At 36.9% G+C, this 15,590-nt stretch carries 16 protein-coding genes; 10 read left to right on the forward strand and 6 right to left on the reverse strand.

Annotated features, from left to right (window positions below):
• The first annotated feature begins 9 nt into the window (after nt 1–9).
• The 7 genes from ACR1PO_RS07620 (at nt 10) to ACR1PO_RS07650 (ending at nt 7,556) form a co-directional block, all read left to right on the forward strand.
• Nucleotides 10–2,004 carry a KUP/HAK/KT family potassium transporter gene (locus ACR1PO_RS07620; protein ID WP_002976874.1) on the forward strand — a complete coding sequence of 665 codons (1,995 nt, stop codon included), beginning with the start codon at nt 10–12 and terminating at the stop codon, nt 2,002–2,004.
• 66 nt (nt 2,005–2,070) lie between these two features.
• On the forward strand, nt 2,071–2,544 hold the full coding sequence (locus ACR1PO_RS07625; protein ID WP_027374694.1) for a Fur family transcriptional regulator: 474 nt from the start codon (nt 2,071–2,073) through the stop codon (nt 2,542–2,544).
• 3 nt (nt 2,545–2,547) lie between these two features.
• Complete coding sequence (locus ACR1PO_RS07630) at nt 2,548–4,287, forward strand: OstA-like protein (RefSeq protein ID WP_433986370.1); 1,740 nt, start codon at nt 2,548–2,550, stop codon at nt 4,285–4,287.
• Nucleotides 4,288–4,292: 5 nt separating this feature from the next.
• A complete protein-coding gene (locus ACR1PO_RS07635) occupies nt 4,293–4,883 on the forward strand; it encodes a hypothetical protein (RefSeq protein ID WP_433986371.1) in 591 nt (196 codons plus the stop codon).
• A gap of 28 nt (nt 4,884–4,911) precedes the next feature.
• Nucleotides 4,912–6,087, forward strand: a complete 1,176-nt coding sequence (locus ACR1PO_RS07640; RefSeq protein ID WP_332385019.1) for an aspartate aminotransferase family protein — start codon at nt 4,912–4,914, stop codon at nt 6,085–6,087.
• 188 nt (nt 6,088–6,275) lie between these two features.
• Nucleotides 6,276–6,662, forward strand: a complete 387-nt coding sequence (locus ACR1PO_RS07645) for an START-like domain-containing protein (RefSeq protein ID WP_002976884.1) — start codon at nt 6,276–6,278, stop codon at nt 6,660–6,662.
• A 78-nt stretch (nt 6,663–6,740) separates the two neighbouring features.
• Nucleotides 6,741–7,556, forward strand: a complete 816-nt coding sequence (locus ACR1PO_RS07650) for an aminotransferase class IV (RefSeq protein ID WP_433986372.1) — start codon at nt 6,741–6,743, stop codon at nt 7,554–7,556.
• 86 nt (nt 7,557–7,642) lie between these two features.
• On the opposite strand, the gene ACR1PO_RS07655 is transcribed toward ACR1PO_RS07650, so the two are convergent.
• Both ACR1PO_RS07655 and ACR1PO_RS07660 read right to left on the reverse strand, forming a co-directional pair.
• Complete coding sequence (locus ACR1PO_RS07655; protein ID WP_433986373.1) at nt 7,643–8,224, reverse strand: N-acetylmuramoyl-L-alanine amidase family protein; 582 nt, start codon at nt 8,222–8,224, stop codon at nt 7,643–7,645.
• A 104-nt stretch (nt 8,225–8,328) separates the two neighbouring features.
• Nucleotides 8,329–8,877 carry a YqgE/AlgH family protein gene (locus ACR1PO_RS07660; RefSeq protein ID WP_374465677.1) on the reverse strand — a complete coding sequence of 183 codons (549 nt, stop codon included), beginning with the start codon at nt 8,875–8,877 and terminating at the stop codon, nt 8,329–8,331.
• A 24-nt stretch (nt 8,878–8,901) separates the two neighbouring features.
• Here ACR1PO_RS07660 and pdxH point away from each other — a divergent pair, with 24 nt between their 5' ends.
• Complete coding sequence (gene pdxH / locus ACR1PO_RS07665) at nt 8,902–9,543, forward strand: pyridoxamine 5'-phosphate oxidase (RefSeq protein WP_433986374.1); 642 nt, start codon at nt 8,902–8,904, stop codon at nt 9,541–9,543.
• Between the two features lie 434 nt (nt 9,544–9,977).
• On the opposite strand, the gene ACR1PO_RS07670 is transcribed toward pdxH, so the two are convergent.
• Nucleotides 9,978–10,268 carry an HU family DNA-binding protein gene (locus ACR1PO_RS07670; protein WP_002976900.1) on the reverse strand — a complete coding sequence of 97 codons (291 nt, stop codon included), beginning with the start codon at nt 10,266–10,268 and terminating at the stop codon, nt 9,978–9,980.
• A gap of 399 nt (nt 10,269–10,667) precedes the next feature.
• On the opposite strand from ACR1PO_RS07670, the gene panD reads away from it, so the two are divergent.
• Both panD and ACR1PO_RS07680 read left to right on the forward strand, forming a co-directional pair.
• Entirely contained in the window at nt 10,668–11,018 is a 351-nt protein-coding gene (panD, locus tag ACR1PO_RS07675; protein WP_002976902.1) for an aspartate 1-decarboxylase, read from the forward strand.
• A gap of 3 nt (nt 11,019–11,021) precedes the next feature.
• A complete protein-coding gene (locus ACR1PO_RS07680; RefSeq protein WP_433986375.1) occupies nt 11,022–12,050 on the forward strand; it encodes a lysylphosphatidylglycerol synthase transmembrane domain-containing protein in 1,029 nt (342 codons plus the stop codon).
• Between the two features lie 89 nt (nt 12,051–12,139).
• Here ACR1PO_RS07680 and ACR1PO_RS07685 read toward each other — a convergent pair whose 3' ends face one another.
• The 3 genes from ACR1PO_RS07685 to ACR1PO_RS07695 form a co-directional block, all read right to left on the reverse strand.
• Nucleotides 12,140–12,580 carry a GNAT family N-acetyltransferase gene (locus ACR1PO_RS07685; RefSeq protein ID WP_332385022.1) on the reverse strand — a complete coding sequence of 147 codons (441 nt, stop codon included), beginning with the start codon at nt 12,578–12,580 and terminating at the stop codon, nt 12,140–12,142.
• A gap of 684 nt (nt 12,581–13,264) precedes the next feature.
• Complete coding sequence (gene tyrS, locus ACR1PO_RS07690) at nt 13,265–14,461, reverse strand: tyrosine--tRNA ligase (RefSeq protein ID WP_433986376.1); 1,197 nt, start codon at nt 14,459–14,461, stop codon at nt 13,265–13,267.
• A gap of 478 nt (nt 14,462–14,939) precedes the next feature.
• Nucleotides 14,940–15,530, reverse strand: coding sequence for an NAD(P)H-dependent oxidoreductase (locus ACR1PO_RS07695; RefSeq protein ID WP_433986377.1), 591 nt, complete (start codon nt 15,528–15,530; stop codon nt 14,940–14,942).
• Nucleotides 15,531–15,590: the final 60 nt, after the last annotated feature.

Here is a 15,590-nt window from a genome sequence, read left to right on the forward strand (position 1 = left end):
TAAGCTGATATGGCAGAAGTTACAGAAGATGGCTACCACTTCGACATAAAAAGACTTTCCTTTATTGGAGTTTTAGTGTCTCTGGGAATTGTTTTTGGAGATATTGGTACCTCTCCGCTTTACGTAATGAAAGCAATTGTGAACGCGAGATCCCAGGGGAGCAATATGCCTTTCAATGAATACATAGAAGGAGCTCTTTCATGTATTATCTGGACCCTAACCCTGCAGACCACAATCAAATATGTGATCATTGCTTTGAGAGCGGATAATAAAGGTGAAGGGGGTATTCTCGCTTTGTTTTCACTGGTAAGGAACCTTAAAAAAGGATGGTTATACCTCATTGCAATTATTGGTGCTGCCGCACTTATTGCAGACGGAGTCATTACCCCATCACTGACGGTAATGTCAGCTATCGAAGGTCTTGAGATTTATAATCCCCACACTCCCGTTGTTCCTATCACTATCGGAATTCTGATTGCCATTTTTGTAGTACAGCAGTTCGGAACCAGCTTTATCGGAAAGTTTTTCGGTCCGGTGATGGTGGTTTGGTTCCTGGTATTAGGCGGTCTGGGAGTTATGCATTTGAGTGAAAATTTTGAGATTTTAAGATCTTTCAACCCTTACTATGCCTATAAGCTTATCGTGAACTCTCCGAGTGCAATTGTAATTCTTGGAGCTGTTTTCCTTTGTACAACCGGGGCGGAAGCATTGTATTCCGACTTGGGACACTGTGGTGCTAAAAATATCAGAGTGAGCTGGGCATTTGTTAAGATCATGCTTATTCTGAACTACCTGGGGCAGGGAGCGTGGCTGCTGACCAATTATAACAAACCTGGATTCTCTGTGGTAAACCCGTTCTTTGGAATCATGCAGGAATGGATGATTATCCCGGGTGTAATCTTAGCAACAGCCGCAGCAATTATTGCCAGCCAGGCATTGATTACAGGTTCTTTCACCATATTCTCAGAAGCAATGTCCCTTAACCTTTGGCCGAATCAGAAAATTGATTATCCTTCCGGAGTAAAAGGACAGATGTATATTCCGAGAATCAACTGGGGACTTCTTATCCTGTGTATCATTGTCGTCCTGCATTTCAAGGAATCAGGAAAAATGGAAGCGGCTTACGGACTTTCCATTACAGTAACAATGCTAATGACAACAGTTCTGCTGGTATTCTGGTTATTGAAGCACAGAGTGAGCAAGGTTTTGATCCTGTTTTTCGCATTGGTTTACATGGCTATTGAACTAGGTTTCTTCAGTGCCAACATCATCAAATTCATGGAAGGAGGATGGATTACCGTTGTATTGGCAGGCTCAATCGGAGTTTCTATGTATGCATGGTATAACGGACGACTGATCAAAACAAGATTTATCCAGTTTGTGAAAATAGAAAAATACGTGTCTATTCTTAAAGACATGAAACTGGATGAAACCATTCCGAAATATGCTACCAATCTGGCTTACCTGAGCAGAGCAAAAAGAAATGATGAGGTGGAATCCAAAATTATTTATTCCATCATCAAAAAACAACCTAAAAGGGCAGATCATTATTTCATCCTGAGCATCGTGAACCAGGAAGATCCTTATACTTTCAGATATACCGTAGATGAAATTCTTCCGGGAACAGTATATAAAATCAACTTCCTTTTAGGATTTAAAGTAGACCGAAGAATCAACGATTATTTCAATATGGTCCTTAAAGATCTGATGGCAGACGGAACCATTCCTTCAAGAAGCAGCCATCCTTCTTTAAGAGCTCATGATATACCGCCGGATCTTAAATATGTGATCATAGATAACACCTATATCAACGATATACTTTTAACTGTTAAACAGAAGATTACGCTTAATATTTACAACTTTGTGAAATACATAGGAAGTGATGACTTTAAAGCCTGGGGAGTATCTTCGCATAACGTTGAAGTGGAATCTGCACCTATCACAGAGCTTACAGTTTATGATAATAAGATCGAGCAATCAGGGTATTTCCGTCACAACTCTTAATCCTCTGGTATTTAAGTATACTATCTATTTAAATAAAATTCAATAAATTTGTAGATAATTTTTTTAATGGATACAGTACAAAAAGAAAAAAATATAGCTTTGATCAAGGATGTTTTGAGAAACTACTTATTGGAAAAAGGGTTCAGAAACACTCCTGAAAGATATACGATATTGGAAGAGATTTATAATATGGATCATCACTTTAATGTTGATGATCTGTATCTTCTCATGATGCAGAAAAAATATCATGTTTCCAAAGCAACGATTTACAACACTATTGAAATTTTCCTTGATGCAGGCTTAATCCGTAAGCATCAGTTCGGAGAAAAGACATTGACCTCTTCATCTTATGAGAAGTCTTATTTTGACAAGCAGCATGACCACCTGGTGATCTACAAAAAAGACTCAGATAAAGAAATTGAAGAAATTATTGAATTCTGCGACCCAAGAATTCAAGGAATCAAAGAAGCCATTGAAGAAGCATTTGGCGTAAAAATTGATTCTCATTCGCTATATTTTTATGGCACTAAGAATGACTAATTAATGAGAATAGTACTTTTTCTGTTACTCTTTATTTCTACGCTAAACTTTGCGCAGGATAAAACCCCTGTGAAGAGAGATCCCTATTTGCAGGCTCCTTCACCCACTCAGCCTAAACAGGTGAGACCTGAAGATAAAGTAAAGATCATCCATGCGGACGAGATCAAGAAAAACCCTGAAAAATACGACGGGAATCAATATTTTACAGGTAATGTTCAGATTGAACACCAGGGCTCTATTCTTACGGCTGATGAAGTAGTTCTGTACAATGAAGAGAACTTCGTCAAAGCAATAGGCAATACAAGGCTTCAAAATACAGACGGATCTGTAATTACAGCAGGAGAAATGGAATATGATGCCAATACCCAGAAAGGTGTTGCCAGAAAAAATGTGGTCCTTACCGATCCCAAGCAAACCATTAAAACAGATATTCTGTATTACGACAGGCTGGCTAATCAGGCTTATTTTAATACAGGAGGAACGATCTCGGACGGACAGAATGTGACCTATGCCAAAGTAGGAACCTATTTTCTTAATACAAGGGTAGTAGACCTTACCGGAAATGTAAAAATCGAAACCCCTCAGTATATCATAGACGGACCCAATATCAAGCAGAATCAGAATACAAAGATTGCTGATTTCATCGGTCCGACAACCATTACCAGCAAGACGAATCCAAGAAACAGGATCTACACTGAAAAAGGTACTTATAAAATGGATACCAAGGAGGCTTATTTAACGAAAAACTCCAGAATATTTTATAACGAGAAAATTCTTACCGGTGACGACATGTATTATAACCAGATTTCAGGATTTGGTAAAGCAACGGGAAATGTGACACTTGATGATCCTAAAGAAAAAAGATATATAAAAGGGGGATACGGAGAGATTTTCGAGAAGAAAGACTCTGCAATGATGACGAAAAGTCCTTATGCTGTAAAAGTAATGGAAAAAGACTCCATCTATTTTGCTGCAGAAAAAATCATCTCTTACCAAAGACCAGATTCTCTTGATATCAAAGTTAAGAAAAGCTACCTGAGAGCCTTTAAAAAAGCCCGTATTTATAAATCCAATGCCCAGGGAAGAGCAGACTCTATCGCTTTCAATGAAACAGACGGAATTATGCACATGTATACCAACCCTATTCTTTGGAGTGGTGAAAAACAGGTGACCGGTGATAAAGTAGAAGCTTATTTTAATACCCAGACAGAAGATATTGATTCTTTAAAAGTTATCGGAAATGCTTTTGCCATCAGTAAAGTAGATTCCCTGAATCTGAAAGATGAGTTCAACCAGGTGAAAGGAAAATTCATGACGGTATACTATGAAAAGAATGCGATTAAAGAAGCAAGAGTAGTCGGAAACGCCCAATCTATCGTATATGTGGATGATACCGATCAGGAAACCAAAAAGCCGGAAAGGATAGGAATTACACTTTCTACCTGCGGAATTATCGGAGCATTATTTGAAGAAAGAGCTTTACAGATTATTTCATGCAGTATCGGAGCGGCTTCAGATACCTATCCGATGAGTATGATAGAACCTTCAAAAAGGAAATTCCCGGACTTTAACTGGAATACCAGAGACAGGATCAGAAAATGGCAGGATATCCTTGTAGACAGCCCGAACAACGAAGAAATACAATATACTGCTGATAACGAGCTCTTCGATAAAGCTCAGAAAGCGATTGATGACGAAAAAGCTAAAGAAGAAGCTAAAAAGCCTAAGCGAACAAGAAAATAATAGTTATGAAAAAAATACTGTTGTTGTTATTATTTTTTCCATTGATGTTTTTTTCACAAGATTTACAACCGGATGAATTTGTATGGAGTAAAGAAAGAAAATTGCGGAAAGAAGATTATAAATTAATTACTCACAATGAGAATATCTCAATCAAATCAGCAATTAGTTTTTCATATCAGTTAAGGGGCTATAACGCATTAAGTAATAATTTTAACAGGAAGATTCTCAACAAATTTTCCAGTAATGCTTCATCACTAAACCCAGATGCCAGCAATATTCCTGCAATGATCGAGTATCAGCAAGTCAACTTTGATTTGGCTGAAGTGTATGCCCGAAGAATGCGTAAAGATCTTCTTATCCATAAAAATACTATTTGGAAGGGTTTTGCTTATGCCAATGAAATGTTTAACAGTCTGACAGCTGAATATGTAAAAGCTCAGGGTTTATTAGACAGTGAAACCAATTACGGGCTTAACGCTCAAAAACTTGAGGATTGGAAACAGAAAATTAAGACTGAACTTGATGAACTTTCTGATTTTGATTACAACAATACATCTAAAATAAAAATAAAAAAAGATTCTAAAGAAGATCACTGATTTAGACTTTCATAAAATATTTCTGGAAATGCAAAAAGATTTTTTTATATATCAGGCACAAACCACAAAATTTGCAGCAGGTTTTGAGGTGGAGAAAGCGGTAGGAAGCTATATTTATGGTACAGACGGAAAGAAATATCTTGACTTTGTGGCGGGAGTTTCTGCCAATACACTGGGGCATTCACATCCTAAAATTGTAGATGCCATTAAAGAGCAGACCGATAAATATCTTCACGTCATGGTGTATGGTGAATATGCACAGGAAAAGCCCGTAGCATTATGCAGATTGCTTGCTGAAGCTACTCCTGATCCTTTGGAGGTAACGTACCTTGTAAACAGCGGAGCAGAAGCTATTGACGGAAGTTTGAAGTTGGCAAAAAGATATACAGGGAGAGAAGAAATCGTTTCCTTTAAAAACTCCTATCATGGAAATACCCATGGTGCTTTAAGTGTTTCAGGAAATGAAACCCATAAAAGAGAATTCCGTCCTTTGCTGCCGATGGTTTCTTTTATTGAATTTAATAACGTAGAAGATCTTGATAAAATCACAGAGAAAACCGCATGTGTAATCCTGGAAACAATCCAGGGAGCAGCAGGATTTCTGGTTCCTTCTCAGGATTATCTCATCAGATTAAAAAGAAGATGTGAAGAAGTAGGAGCGCTGTTGATTCTGGATGAAATACAACCCGGATTCGGAAGAACCGGAAAACTGTTCTCTTTCGAGCACTTTGGAATTGTTCCGGATATTCTCGTAATGGGAAAAGGAATGGGAGGAGGAGTTCCTGTAGGCGCTTTTATGAGTTCCAGAGAAATTATGGAAACGCTTTCACATTCACCAAAGCTTGGGCATATTACTACCTTTGGTGGAAATCCTCTGATTGCAGCAGCAAGCTATGCAACGTTAAAAGAAGTTCTGGATAGCGGGCTTATGAATGAAGTGGATGAAAAAGAAAAACTGTTCAGAGAACTTTTGGTTCATCCGAAAATCAAAAATATCAACGGTAAAGGTTTGATGCTGGCTGTCAATCTCGGAACTCCTGAATATACTCTGGAAGTAGCCAAAAAATGCATGGAAAGAGGACTTATTGTTTTCTGGCAGCTGTACAGAAATGAATACCTGAGAATCTCTCCGCCTCTTACATTATCTATGGATGAAATCAAAGAAGGATGCCAGATTATTCTTGACATACTGAATGAAAATTAAAGATAAAATCTCTCCGGAAAGGAGAGATTTTTTATGTTCTGCATGGCATTTTTTAAGGCTTGAAATCTGCCAAAATAAAGATGTAAAACCTCTGATAAATATCATGCTGATTCTATAAAAAAGTAATTGTTTTTTTGCGTAATAAAAAAATTAATTTATATATTGCGGGACGATAAAACAAAGATTATATGGCGAAACATAAAGTCCATTACGAATTTCCAATGCACTGTTTATCAGAGATTTTATACGAATATCTGGCGACTGCAGAGGGATTGTCTGAATGGTTTGCGGATGAGGTAACAGAGAAAGGCGATGATTTCTTTTTTAGCTGGGGCGGAGGACCTGCTGAGAAGGCCACTTTGATCAGATATAAGCCTGAAGGTTTCGTGCGTTTCAGATGGGAAGAAGATGAAGGAACTAAAAACTTCTTTGAAATGACTATCGTGATAGATGATATTACAGAAGATCTGTCTCTTAATATTACAGACTTCTGTGAAGATGGTGATGAAGACGAAAACGCAATGTATTGGGAAAATCTTATTGAAAACCTCAGGATAAAATTAGGGGCAGCATAATGCTGGGCTCTATTAAATGATAAAACTGATGAACGATTTATCGTTCATTATTTTTTTGTAAATAAATCACATTAAAAATTGGAAAATCAATATTTTACATCAGACGAATTAAATCTAAAGAACAGGGCTTTTCTTTGGGGAGACTCAGTGAAGGTTTCTTTCTTTGTAAGAAATGGTGGATTGATCATGGACGAAGAATGCTATTTTTTCCTGATGGCTTCCATGAGAAAGATGAGAATGAATATTCCTTTGACTTACACGCTGGAGTTTTTCCAGACGCTTTTTCAGAAAGATATTATTGAAGGTAAAGGAATAGCTAACGGGATTATCAACTTCCAGGTGTTCAGAAATAATGACGGAGTGACTTTGGCGAAATCTTCTGTTTCCTATTTTTACGAGGTTACTGTGATGGCTGATGTGCTGGCAGTACATCAAAGACCTCTGGAACTAGATCTGATCAAGGAAATTAATGTTAATAACAACCTTTTGAGTAATATCCGGACTCACTGTCCGGAAAACATTTACGGAGCAATTTATGCCCAGGAAAACGATCTTGACGACGTGATTCTTCTGAACCCAAACAAAAGAATTGCACGTACCACAGCCGGAAATCTTCTTTTTTTAGAAGGTGATGTGATCAAAGTTCCAAAGCAGACCGAAGGATCGTACATTTCTCCTTTGATGGAAAATTTTGTTACTTTTTTGCATAAGAATAACCTTGCAGATATCCAGGAACACGAGATTATTGCATTTGAATCTCAGAAAGCTGAAGAAATTTTAATGATTTCTGACGAGAAAGGTATGTTTTCTGTAGGTAAAATAAGAAATAAAACTTTTGAAACCTCCCGTTTCTCAGAATTGGTAGAAAGCTGGAAGAAAAGTTTTAATCAGTAAAAAATTGACAAACCCGGTAAACAACAAAGTTCCAGAAGTCCTTTACCGGGTTTTATTCTGAGTAATCAGAAATTGTTTCTTTTTATTTAATATTCGTTGATGATCTCAACAAATTTCTGTGCGATTTCTTTTTGCCCCTTTTCACTGGTAATATAATTCCTGTTATCAGAATTATTAATAAAACCAAGCTCAACCAATACAGCAGGTGCTTTGGTTTCTCTTAATATGTGAAGATTGCGCTCTTCAATTTTGCGGGCATTGAATTTTTTGTAAATTTTTCCGGCCAGTTCCTTTGAAACATCAGAATTCTGAACATACACTTCAAATCCGTTGTCAGTTCTCTCTTGTTGAGGTGAGCTGTTAACGTGAAGGGAAATAACCATTTCAGGGTTCAGTTTATTGATCTGATCTGTTCTCTCGGCAAGAGTAGGGAAACTATCGGAATCTCTGGTCAGAATGACTTCGTACTTATCCTGGCTTTCATTGATCTTCTGGATTTCTTTAGCAACACTTAGCGAAATATTTTTTTCCAGGATTTCACCATAAGTAGCCCCAAAATCATTTCCGCCATGACCGGCATCAATGACAATGTATTTTTTGTTGATAGGGGTAAATGATAAAAAAGCTGTAGAAAATATTGATAAAGCAAGTAATGTAATACCTTTCATATCAGTGATTTTAGTTTTTCAAAGAACGGAAAAACTTCCTTTAAAATTGGTTAAAAGAATCTTAAAGTTTGTTAATTATCAGATTGATACAAAAATATACGGTTTTAGTTTAATGAAATGTCTTCAGGAGAATTGGCCCAGAGAAGGAATTCTCCTCCAAGATTCTGCATAATAGATTTCCAGAGTGTCTGATCGTTGGGAAGCGTATAGTCAAGGTTATAAACGTCAACTACCGTCCACATTTTCCTTTGAACTTCTGTGTCCAGCTGGTTAGGAGACCATCCGGAATACCCCGAAAATATTTTGATATGTTCAATATTCAGTTCGCTGCTTAAAACAGCATTGATGATACGCTCAATATCTTCTGTAAGATAGTATTCATCGGTAATATCAGTATAGATCTCAGTAACTCTTTTGCCTTTTACAATAAAAAAAACTTTATCGTTTTCTACAGGCCCTCCGTCATATACCTCAATTTTAAAGTCAAAAAAATCTTTGAATTTGCTACTCATCTGGCTGTTCTTTTTATTCAATATCAAACCAAATGCACCACTTTCATTGTGTTCAATAACCAATACTACCGATCTTGAAAAAATATCGCCGGAGATGTCAGGTGTCGAGATTAAAATTTTACCTTTGTATGAGTGATTCATACTCAAATTTAATAAAAAATATCTATGGAAAACCTGCACGACAAAAGAAAAGTGTACGAGAAATCCCAACTTATTGAAAGTGAGATCAAACAAAATCCAATTGAACAGTTCAGGGACTGGTTTTTGGAGGCCAATGAGAGCCCGGTGATCTCAGAAGCTAATGCTATGGCGGTTTCTACAGTGGAAGAAGATGGGTGTCCGAGAACAAGAATGGTTCTTCTGAAAGCATATACCCATGAAGGGTTTATTTTTTATACCAATTATAACAGCAGAAAAGGAAAAGCAATAGAAAACAATCATAAAGCATGCCTGCATTTTTTCTGGCCTCATCTGGAACGTCAGATCATTATCAAAGCAGATCTGGAGAAGGTAGCCGAAAATTTAAGTGATGGTTATTTTCATTCAAGACCGAAAGGAAGCCAGTTAGGAGCTGTTGTTTCCCCGCAGAGCCAGGTTATTCCCAACAGAGAGGTTCTGGAAGATAAATTAAAAGAGCTGGAAAAAGAATTCGAAAACACTGAAGTTCCACGGCCGGCCCACTGGGGCGGATATCTGGCAAGACCTTATGAAATTGAATTCTGGCAGGGAAGGCCCAACCGTCTTCATGACAGGATCATTTACCAGCTGGAAGATCTGGACTGGAAAATTTCAAGATTGGCTCCATAACAGAAATCAGAAGTTAGAAACTGGAAGTTCTATCAATAGAAGCGGGTTTTAACCCGCTTATTTTTATAAACATGATGTAAGACTTTAGTCAAAACGTAATATTCTACAGGTTTTGATGTGGATAAGTGGAGATTGTTGTCGTTTTAAGTTTTGGCTGAAGCCATTGGAATTAATGTTTATTTTAAAACGGGCTAAAGCCCGTTTCTATTTTGTCTTTTTCAATATTATCTGTTAAACAATATGATGAAATTCATGAATGGATTATCAATAGAAGCGGGCTTTAGCCCGCTTATTATTGTACGTAGTGGGGAGGCTTTAGCCAAAACTTAATAATCTTAAACGCTTAAAAAAGCTTAACGGTTTAAATTCCTGATTATAGAAATAAAAAAGGCTGTTTCCTAGAAACAGCCCTGAATTTTTTGTAATCTGAATGATTATTTTTTCTTAGCACCTGAAACTGCATTTGATAAATCAGCTCCAGCCTTGAATTTAGCAACTTTTTTAGCAGCGATCTTGATCGGTTTTTTAGTTGCAGGGTTAATACCTTGTCTTGCTGCTCTCTCAGCTACTGAGAAAGTACCGAAACCTACTAAAGAAACTTTTCCGTCTTTTTTCTTTAATGTTGTAGTTACGTTACCAATGAAAGATTCTAAAGCAGCTTTAGCTGCAACTTTAGTGATACCTGCATCTTTTGCGATTGCGTCGATTAATTCAGACTTGTTCATAATTTTTAATATTAAAGTTAGTTCGTAATTATAGCAAATATAGTACTATTTTCTAATTGTGCAATTTTTTTATTAAAACTTGTGTAATTTTTTTACGTTTAAGTAAAATCAGTTAAAATATGATAATTCCACTTTTCACAGAAAATCTACGTTACGGGTTACTAAAATCATGCCAAATGCTTATGTTTATTGACTTTAGCAAAAAGTTAATATTATTTCCTCTATTTATTAAATCCTAAATTGGGTGTAAACAATTAATTTTTTTGACCATATGATTATTAAATTTATAAGCAATTTTCATATTTCTTATATTTTGTAAAATTAAACCCCTGTGTTTGTGGGAGTTTTTAAATGATAGTAATGACATGTTTTATTAATTTTTATTAATAAATTTGCAACATGTTAATAGAAGTTTTCAAGTCTAAGATTCATAGGGTGAGAGTAACTGCCTCTGACCTTAATTATATAGGGAGTATAACGATAGATGAAGATCTTATAGAAGCTGCCGGCCTGGTAGTGGGAGAAAGGGTCTATATCGTGAATGTAAACAACGGAGAACGTTTTGATACTTACGTTATCAAAGGGAAAAGAAAATCGGGGGAAGTATGTCTGAACGGGCCTGCTGCAAGAAAAGTACAGAAAGATGATATCATTATTATCATTGCTTATGCACAGATGACCCCGGAAGAAGCAAAAGACTTCCAGCCGAAAATTGTTTTCCCGGATGAAAAAACAAACCTTCTTACGTAATACATGGAGAAAACATCAAAAAGTCCGGTAAAATCAATATTTACAATAGTAATATCGCTTGCTTTTGCAGGCTTTTTTTTATGGCTCGCCTTAAGAGGGCTGGATTTTAAAGTTATTCAGAAATCACTGGCAAAAGCCAATTACCTTTGGGTACTGTTTGCTTCCGTATTTGGACTTCTTGCTTATTGGTTTAGGGCTATTCGCTGGAACCTTATGCTGGAGCCTATGGGACATCGCATATCGAATTCCAATGCGCTTTGGTCCATATCATTCGGTTATCTGATGAATCTTACCATTCCGAGAAGCGGGGAAGTAGCTAGAGCTACAGCTTTATATGGTGTGGAAAAAGTGCCTGTAGATAAATCTTTCGGAACTATTATTCTGGAAAGGGTGGTAGATCTTGTTTGTATGCTGGGATTTTTAGGACTGACTTTATTGTTTAAATATGATGCAATCCTGTCATTCTATAAAAACTCAGGAATAACAATGAATCCTAACAAAATAATACTGGTTCTGTCAATTCTGATTGTAGGAACAGTCTTGTTTTTTGTATTTAAAAAGAAACTTTCAGGAATCCCGTTTTTAGGAAAAGTTGTCAGCTTTATTGATGGGATTTTTCAGGGATTAACTTCTATTTTCAAGCTAAAAGAAAAAGGAAAATTTATCCTTTATACATTGGGAATCTGGATTTGCTACTATCTGGCGGCTTATCTTGTCTGTTTTGCCCTTCCTGAAACCTCCGGATTTACCTTTGCGGACGGCTTCTTTATCATTGTAGTGGGAACATTGGGAATGATTATCCCTGCAAGCGGAGGAATCGGTGCTTATAATCTTGCAATGAAATACGGTTTCATGGCACTTTTTATTTCAGTGGGTAAAAGCGCTGACTTCGGAGGTGAAATGGGGCTTACTTATTCCTTTATTTCTTTGCCGCTGCAGATTGTTATTATGCTGGTAATGGGTTTGATTTCAATTCCTATGCTGGCAAAAGCAAGAAATACGGCTGTTGCAGATAAAAGCTTTGAAAATTAAGTTCAACATAGCTGTTTACATTATACAAGGTCCAATTTTTTGATTGGACTTTTTTATGCTCATTTTGATCAAAATCTAAACACTTCAATTTACTGCCTTTCAGTTTCCATAAAATAAGAATGCTCATCTTCTCCTACGATTTTAAATCCCAGACTTGTATAGAGATGCTGAGCCTTATTGGTTTTTAGGACGCTTAATGATACTGTCTTTCCTGCTAATGAGGCTTCCGACAGAATATCCGACAGAATCTTTTTTCCAAGTCCTTTACCCTGTTGGCCGGGATCAATCTGAAGTTGAAGAACCTCAATATTGGTAAAGGTTCTGCTTACTTTTAACAGCCCGATGGGTTGGTTGTCTAAAAGAATAATATGGGCTTTATCAAACTCATGAAGAACTCTTTGAAGGGTTGTTTCCCTGTCCGTAGAAAGCCCGGAAGCTTCATAATGAGGATTCATGGTTTTCATTCTGAGATTGAGAAGAAAATCAATATCAGCTTCATCGGCTTTTTTGTAATGCAGGTCTGGACTCATAGTCAAAGATTAGTGTTTCTATTTTAATGCAAGATATTGAAATAAGTTGAAGGAGGGAACAGTAATGTAAGGGCAAGGGTTGGGAGCTGGGAGAAGGAAGCTGGAAGTTACTATTGTGCTGTAGTGAACTCCTGCATTTTTTAATTTAACTTTTGTTTTAAAAAAGATGCAACCAAAAAACTTCAGATGTTTCACGTCTGATAAAAACTTCCCTCTCCCAGCTTCCCTCTTCCGGCTTTATATCAGCTCAAAAAAGCAAGATATTGAAATATGAAAAGGAGGGAACAGTAATGTAAGGGCAAGGGTTGGGAGCTGGGAGAAGGAAGCTGGAAGTTACTATTGTGCTGTAGTGAACTCCTGCATTTTTTAATTTAACTTTTGTTTTAAAAAAAATGCAATCAAAAAACTTCAGATGTTTCACGTCTGATAAAAACTTCCCTCTGCCAGCTTCCCTCTTCCGGCTTTATATGCTCAAAAAAGCAAGATATTGAAATAAGTTGAAGGAGGGAATAGTAATGTAAGGGCAAGGATTGGGAGCTGGGAGAAGGAAGCTGGAAGTTATTGTGCTGTATTGAACTCCTGCATTTTTTAATTTAACTTTTGTTTTAAAAAAATGCAATCAAAAAACTTCAGATGTTTCACGTCTGATAAAAACTTCCCTCTCCCAGCTTCCCTCTTCCGGCTTTATATCAGCTCAAAAAAGCCTCTTTTTCCGATTTTTATTTTTGTTCCGGGTATCAGCCCCAATTCGTTATTGGAGTCTGTTATTTTATTGTTATTGATCTGAACTCCTCCGTTTTCAATTAATCTCCGTATAGCAGATTTGCTGAGGTCATTTTTAAGCTGATGACAAAGTTCCACAACAGAAATTTTGTTTTCAATACCCAAAGAGCTGATAGGGATGGGTTCATATTCTTTCTCTTCAAAATTTTTATTCTGAAACTGGTTGATAAAGAACTGTTCCGCCTGGTCTGCTGCCGTTTTATTATGATATTGTGCAATGATGTTTTTTGCAATGATCTTTTTGATATTCATAGGATTTTCACCCTCTGTCATTCTGAACAGGAGGTCTGCTTTTTCTTGCGGGGAAAAATCGGTGGTCAGGCTGATAAATTCTTCAATCAAAGCATCCGGAATAGACATGGTTTTTCCAAACATTTCATTGGGTTCATCTGTAAGCCCGATAATATTGTTCAGGGACTTGCTCATTTTTTCTTTTCCGTCAAGCCCTCTCAGCAATGGCATGCACATCACAATCTGAGCAGGCATCTGGTGGACTTCCTGAAGCTGTCTTCCCATTGTACAGTTAAAAAGCTGGTCCGTGCCGCCCATTTCAATGTCACACTCAATTTTTACGGAATCGTAGCCCTGAAGAATAGGGTACACCAGTTCATGTATGGCAATAGGAGTATTTTCAGTAAACCTTTTATTAAAATCATTACGGTGCATCAGCTGAGCTACGGTAACCTTTGAAAGCAGCTGGATCACATCTGAAAAATCAAGTATATCCAGCCAGTCGGAATTAAAAACAATCTTTGTTTTCTTTACATCAATAACCTTGGAAAGCTGACTGATATAAGTCTGTGCATTATGCCGCACATCGTCAGGGCCTAAAGGTTTTCTTGCTTTATTTTTTCCGGTGGGATCGCCAATTCTTGCTGTAAAGCTTCCAACGACTATAATAATCTGATGCCCCAGATCCTGAAACTGCTTCAGTTTTTTCAATACGACTGCATGCCCCAGATGAAGATCCGGAGCGGTAGGATCAAATCCCAGCTTGACAGAAAGTTTTCTGTTTTCTTTTTTTGCCTGATTAAGCTTTTCTTCGAGGCCGTTTTCCGGAAGGATGATGGCCACATTTTCTTGTAATGGATGAATCATGTTGAATAGTTTTAAAATGAAAAGCCCGGACAGGTACTGTCCGGGCTCTATATATACGTTAGATTATTTTATTGGATTACAGATATAGAAAGTCTTCCCGAACGATAGTCCGGATGTAATATTCACTGAAGAACGGAAGACGTAATATACTGTTCAGATGTTTCATTGTGATGCAAATATACAGGATTTACCTGTGAAGCCAATATTTAAACCATTAAGACGCATTGCAGGGTTATAACAAGATTTGTTTTAAAAGAAAAACTTAACCATCCATCAATCTTAATGGCTTAAAATAATGGTTCAAAACAATTTTACTTGCGGTTTCTGAAGCTAATTTCATGCCATAAATCCCTTTAAAGCAAAATAGAAGATCAGAATGTAAAAACTGTATTTTATTATTTTCTTCATTAGTTTGTATGAAGTTAATAAAGCTGGGTTTATGCTATGTTTTTCGTTATCTGTTTTCATGAAAAGAATTTTAATAATGAAGCAGCTGTTTTGAATATAAATTTTTAATCTGCTCTTTCCAGATTTCAAGGTCTTCAGAACTTGCCCTGTCTGCCTTGTCAAAAAATAAATGTCTGGTGATTTCCAGTCCGGAATAGATGAAAATGCCATGATCAGAAGTCAGCGTAAGTGCTTTATCCATTCCTGATCTTTCATATTCTTCATATGATTTCCCATGGGTATTGATAATCATTGTTGATTTCCCTTTCAGAAGCCCTTTCTGTACCCCCTGGTCATAACGGTAGGCAAAACCATAACTGAACACACGGTCTATATAGCCTTTCATCATAGCGGGAAGCCCTGTCCACCAGATGGGATAAATAAAAGTTATCTGTTCTGCCCACGTAATATGATCCTGTTCCGTTTTTACATCATCCGATACTTTCCCTATACGTTGTCCCTGCATATCAGCCAAAGAAAGGACAGGGTCAAAACCTATTTTATAAAGATCTCTCACGATGATCTCATGATGATGGGATTGGAGGGTTTCAATTACTGTGTTTAAAAGATGGTGATTTAAACTGTTTTCATTGGGGTGTGCGTAAATGATTAAATGTCTCATTGTTGTTGATGATTTAGATTAATGAGACAAAGGTAGAAGCATGAGCTTTTCAAAAATTGT

Origin of the sequence: Chryseobacterium amylolyticum (genome assembly GCF_051011775.1) — a bacterium.
Classification (GTDB): Bacteria; Bacteroidota; Bacteroidia; order Flavobacteriales; family Weeksellaceae; genus Chryseobacterium.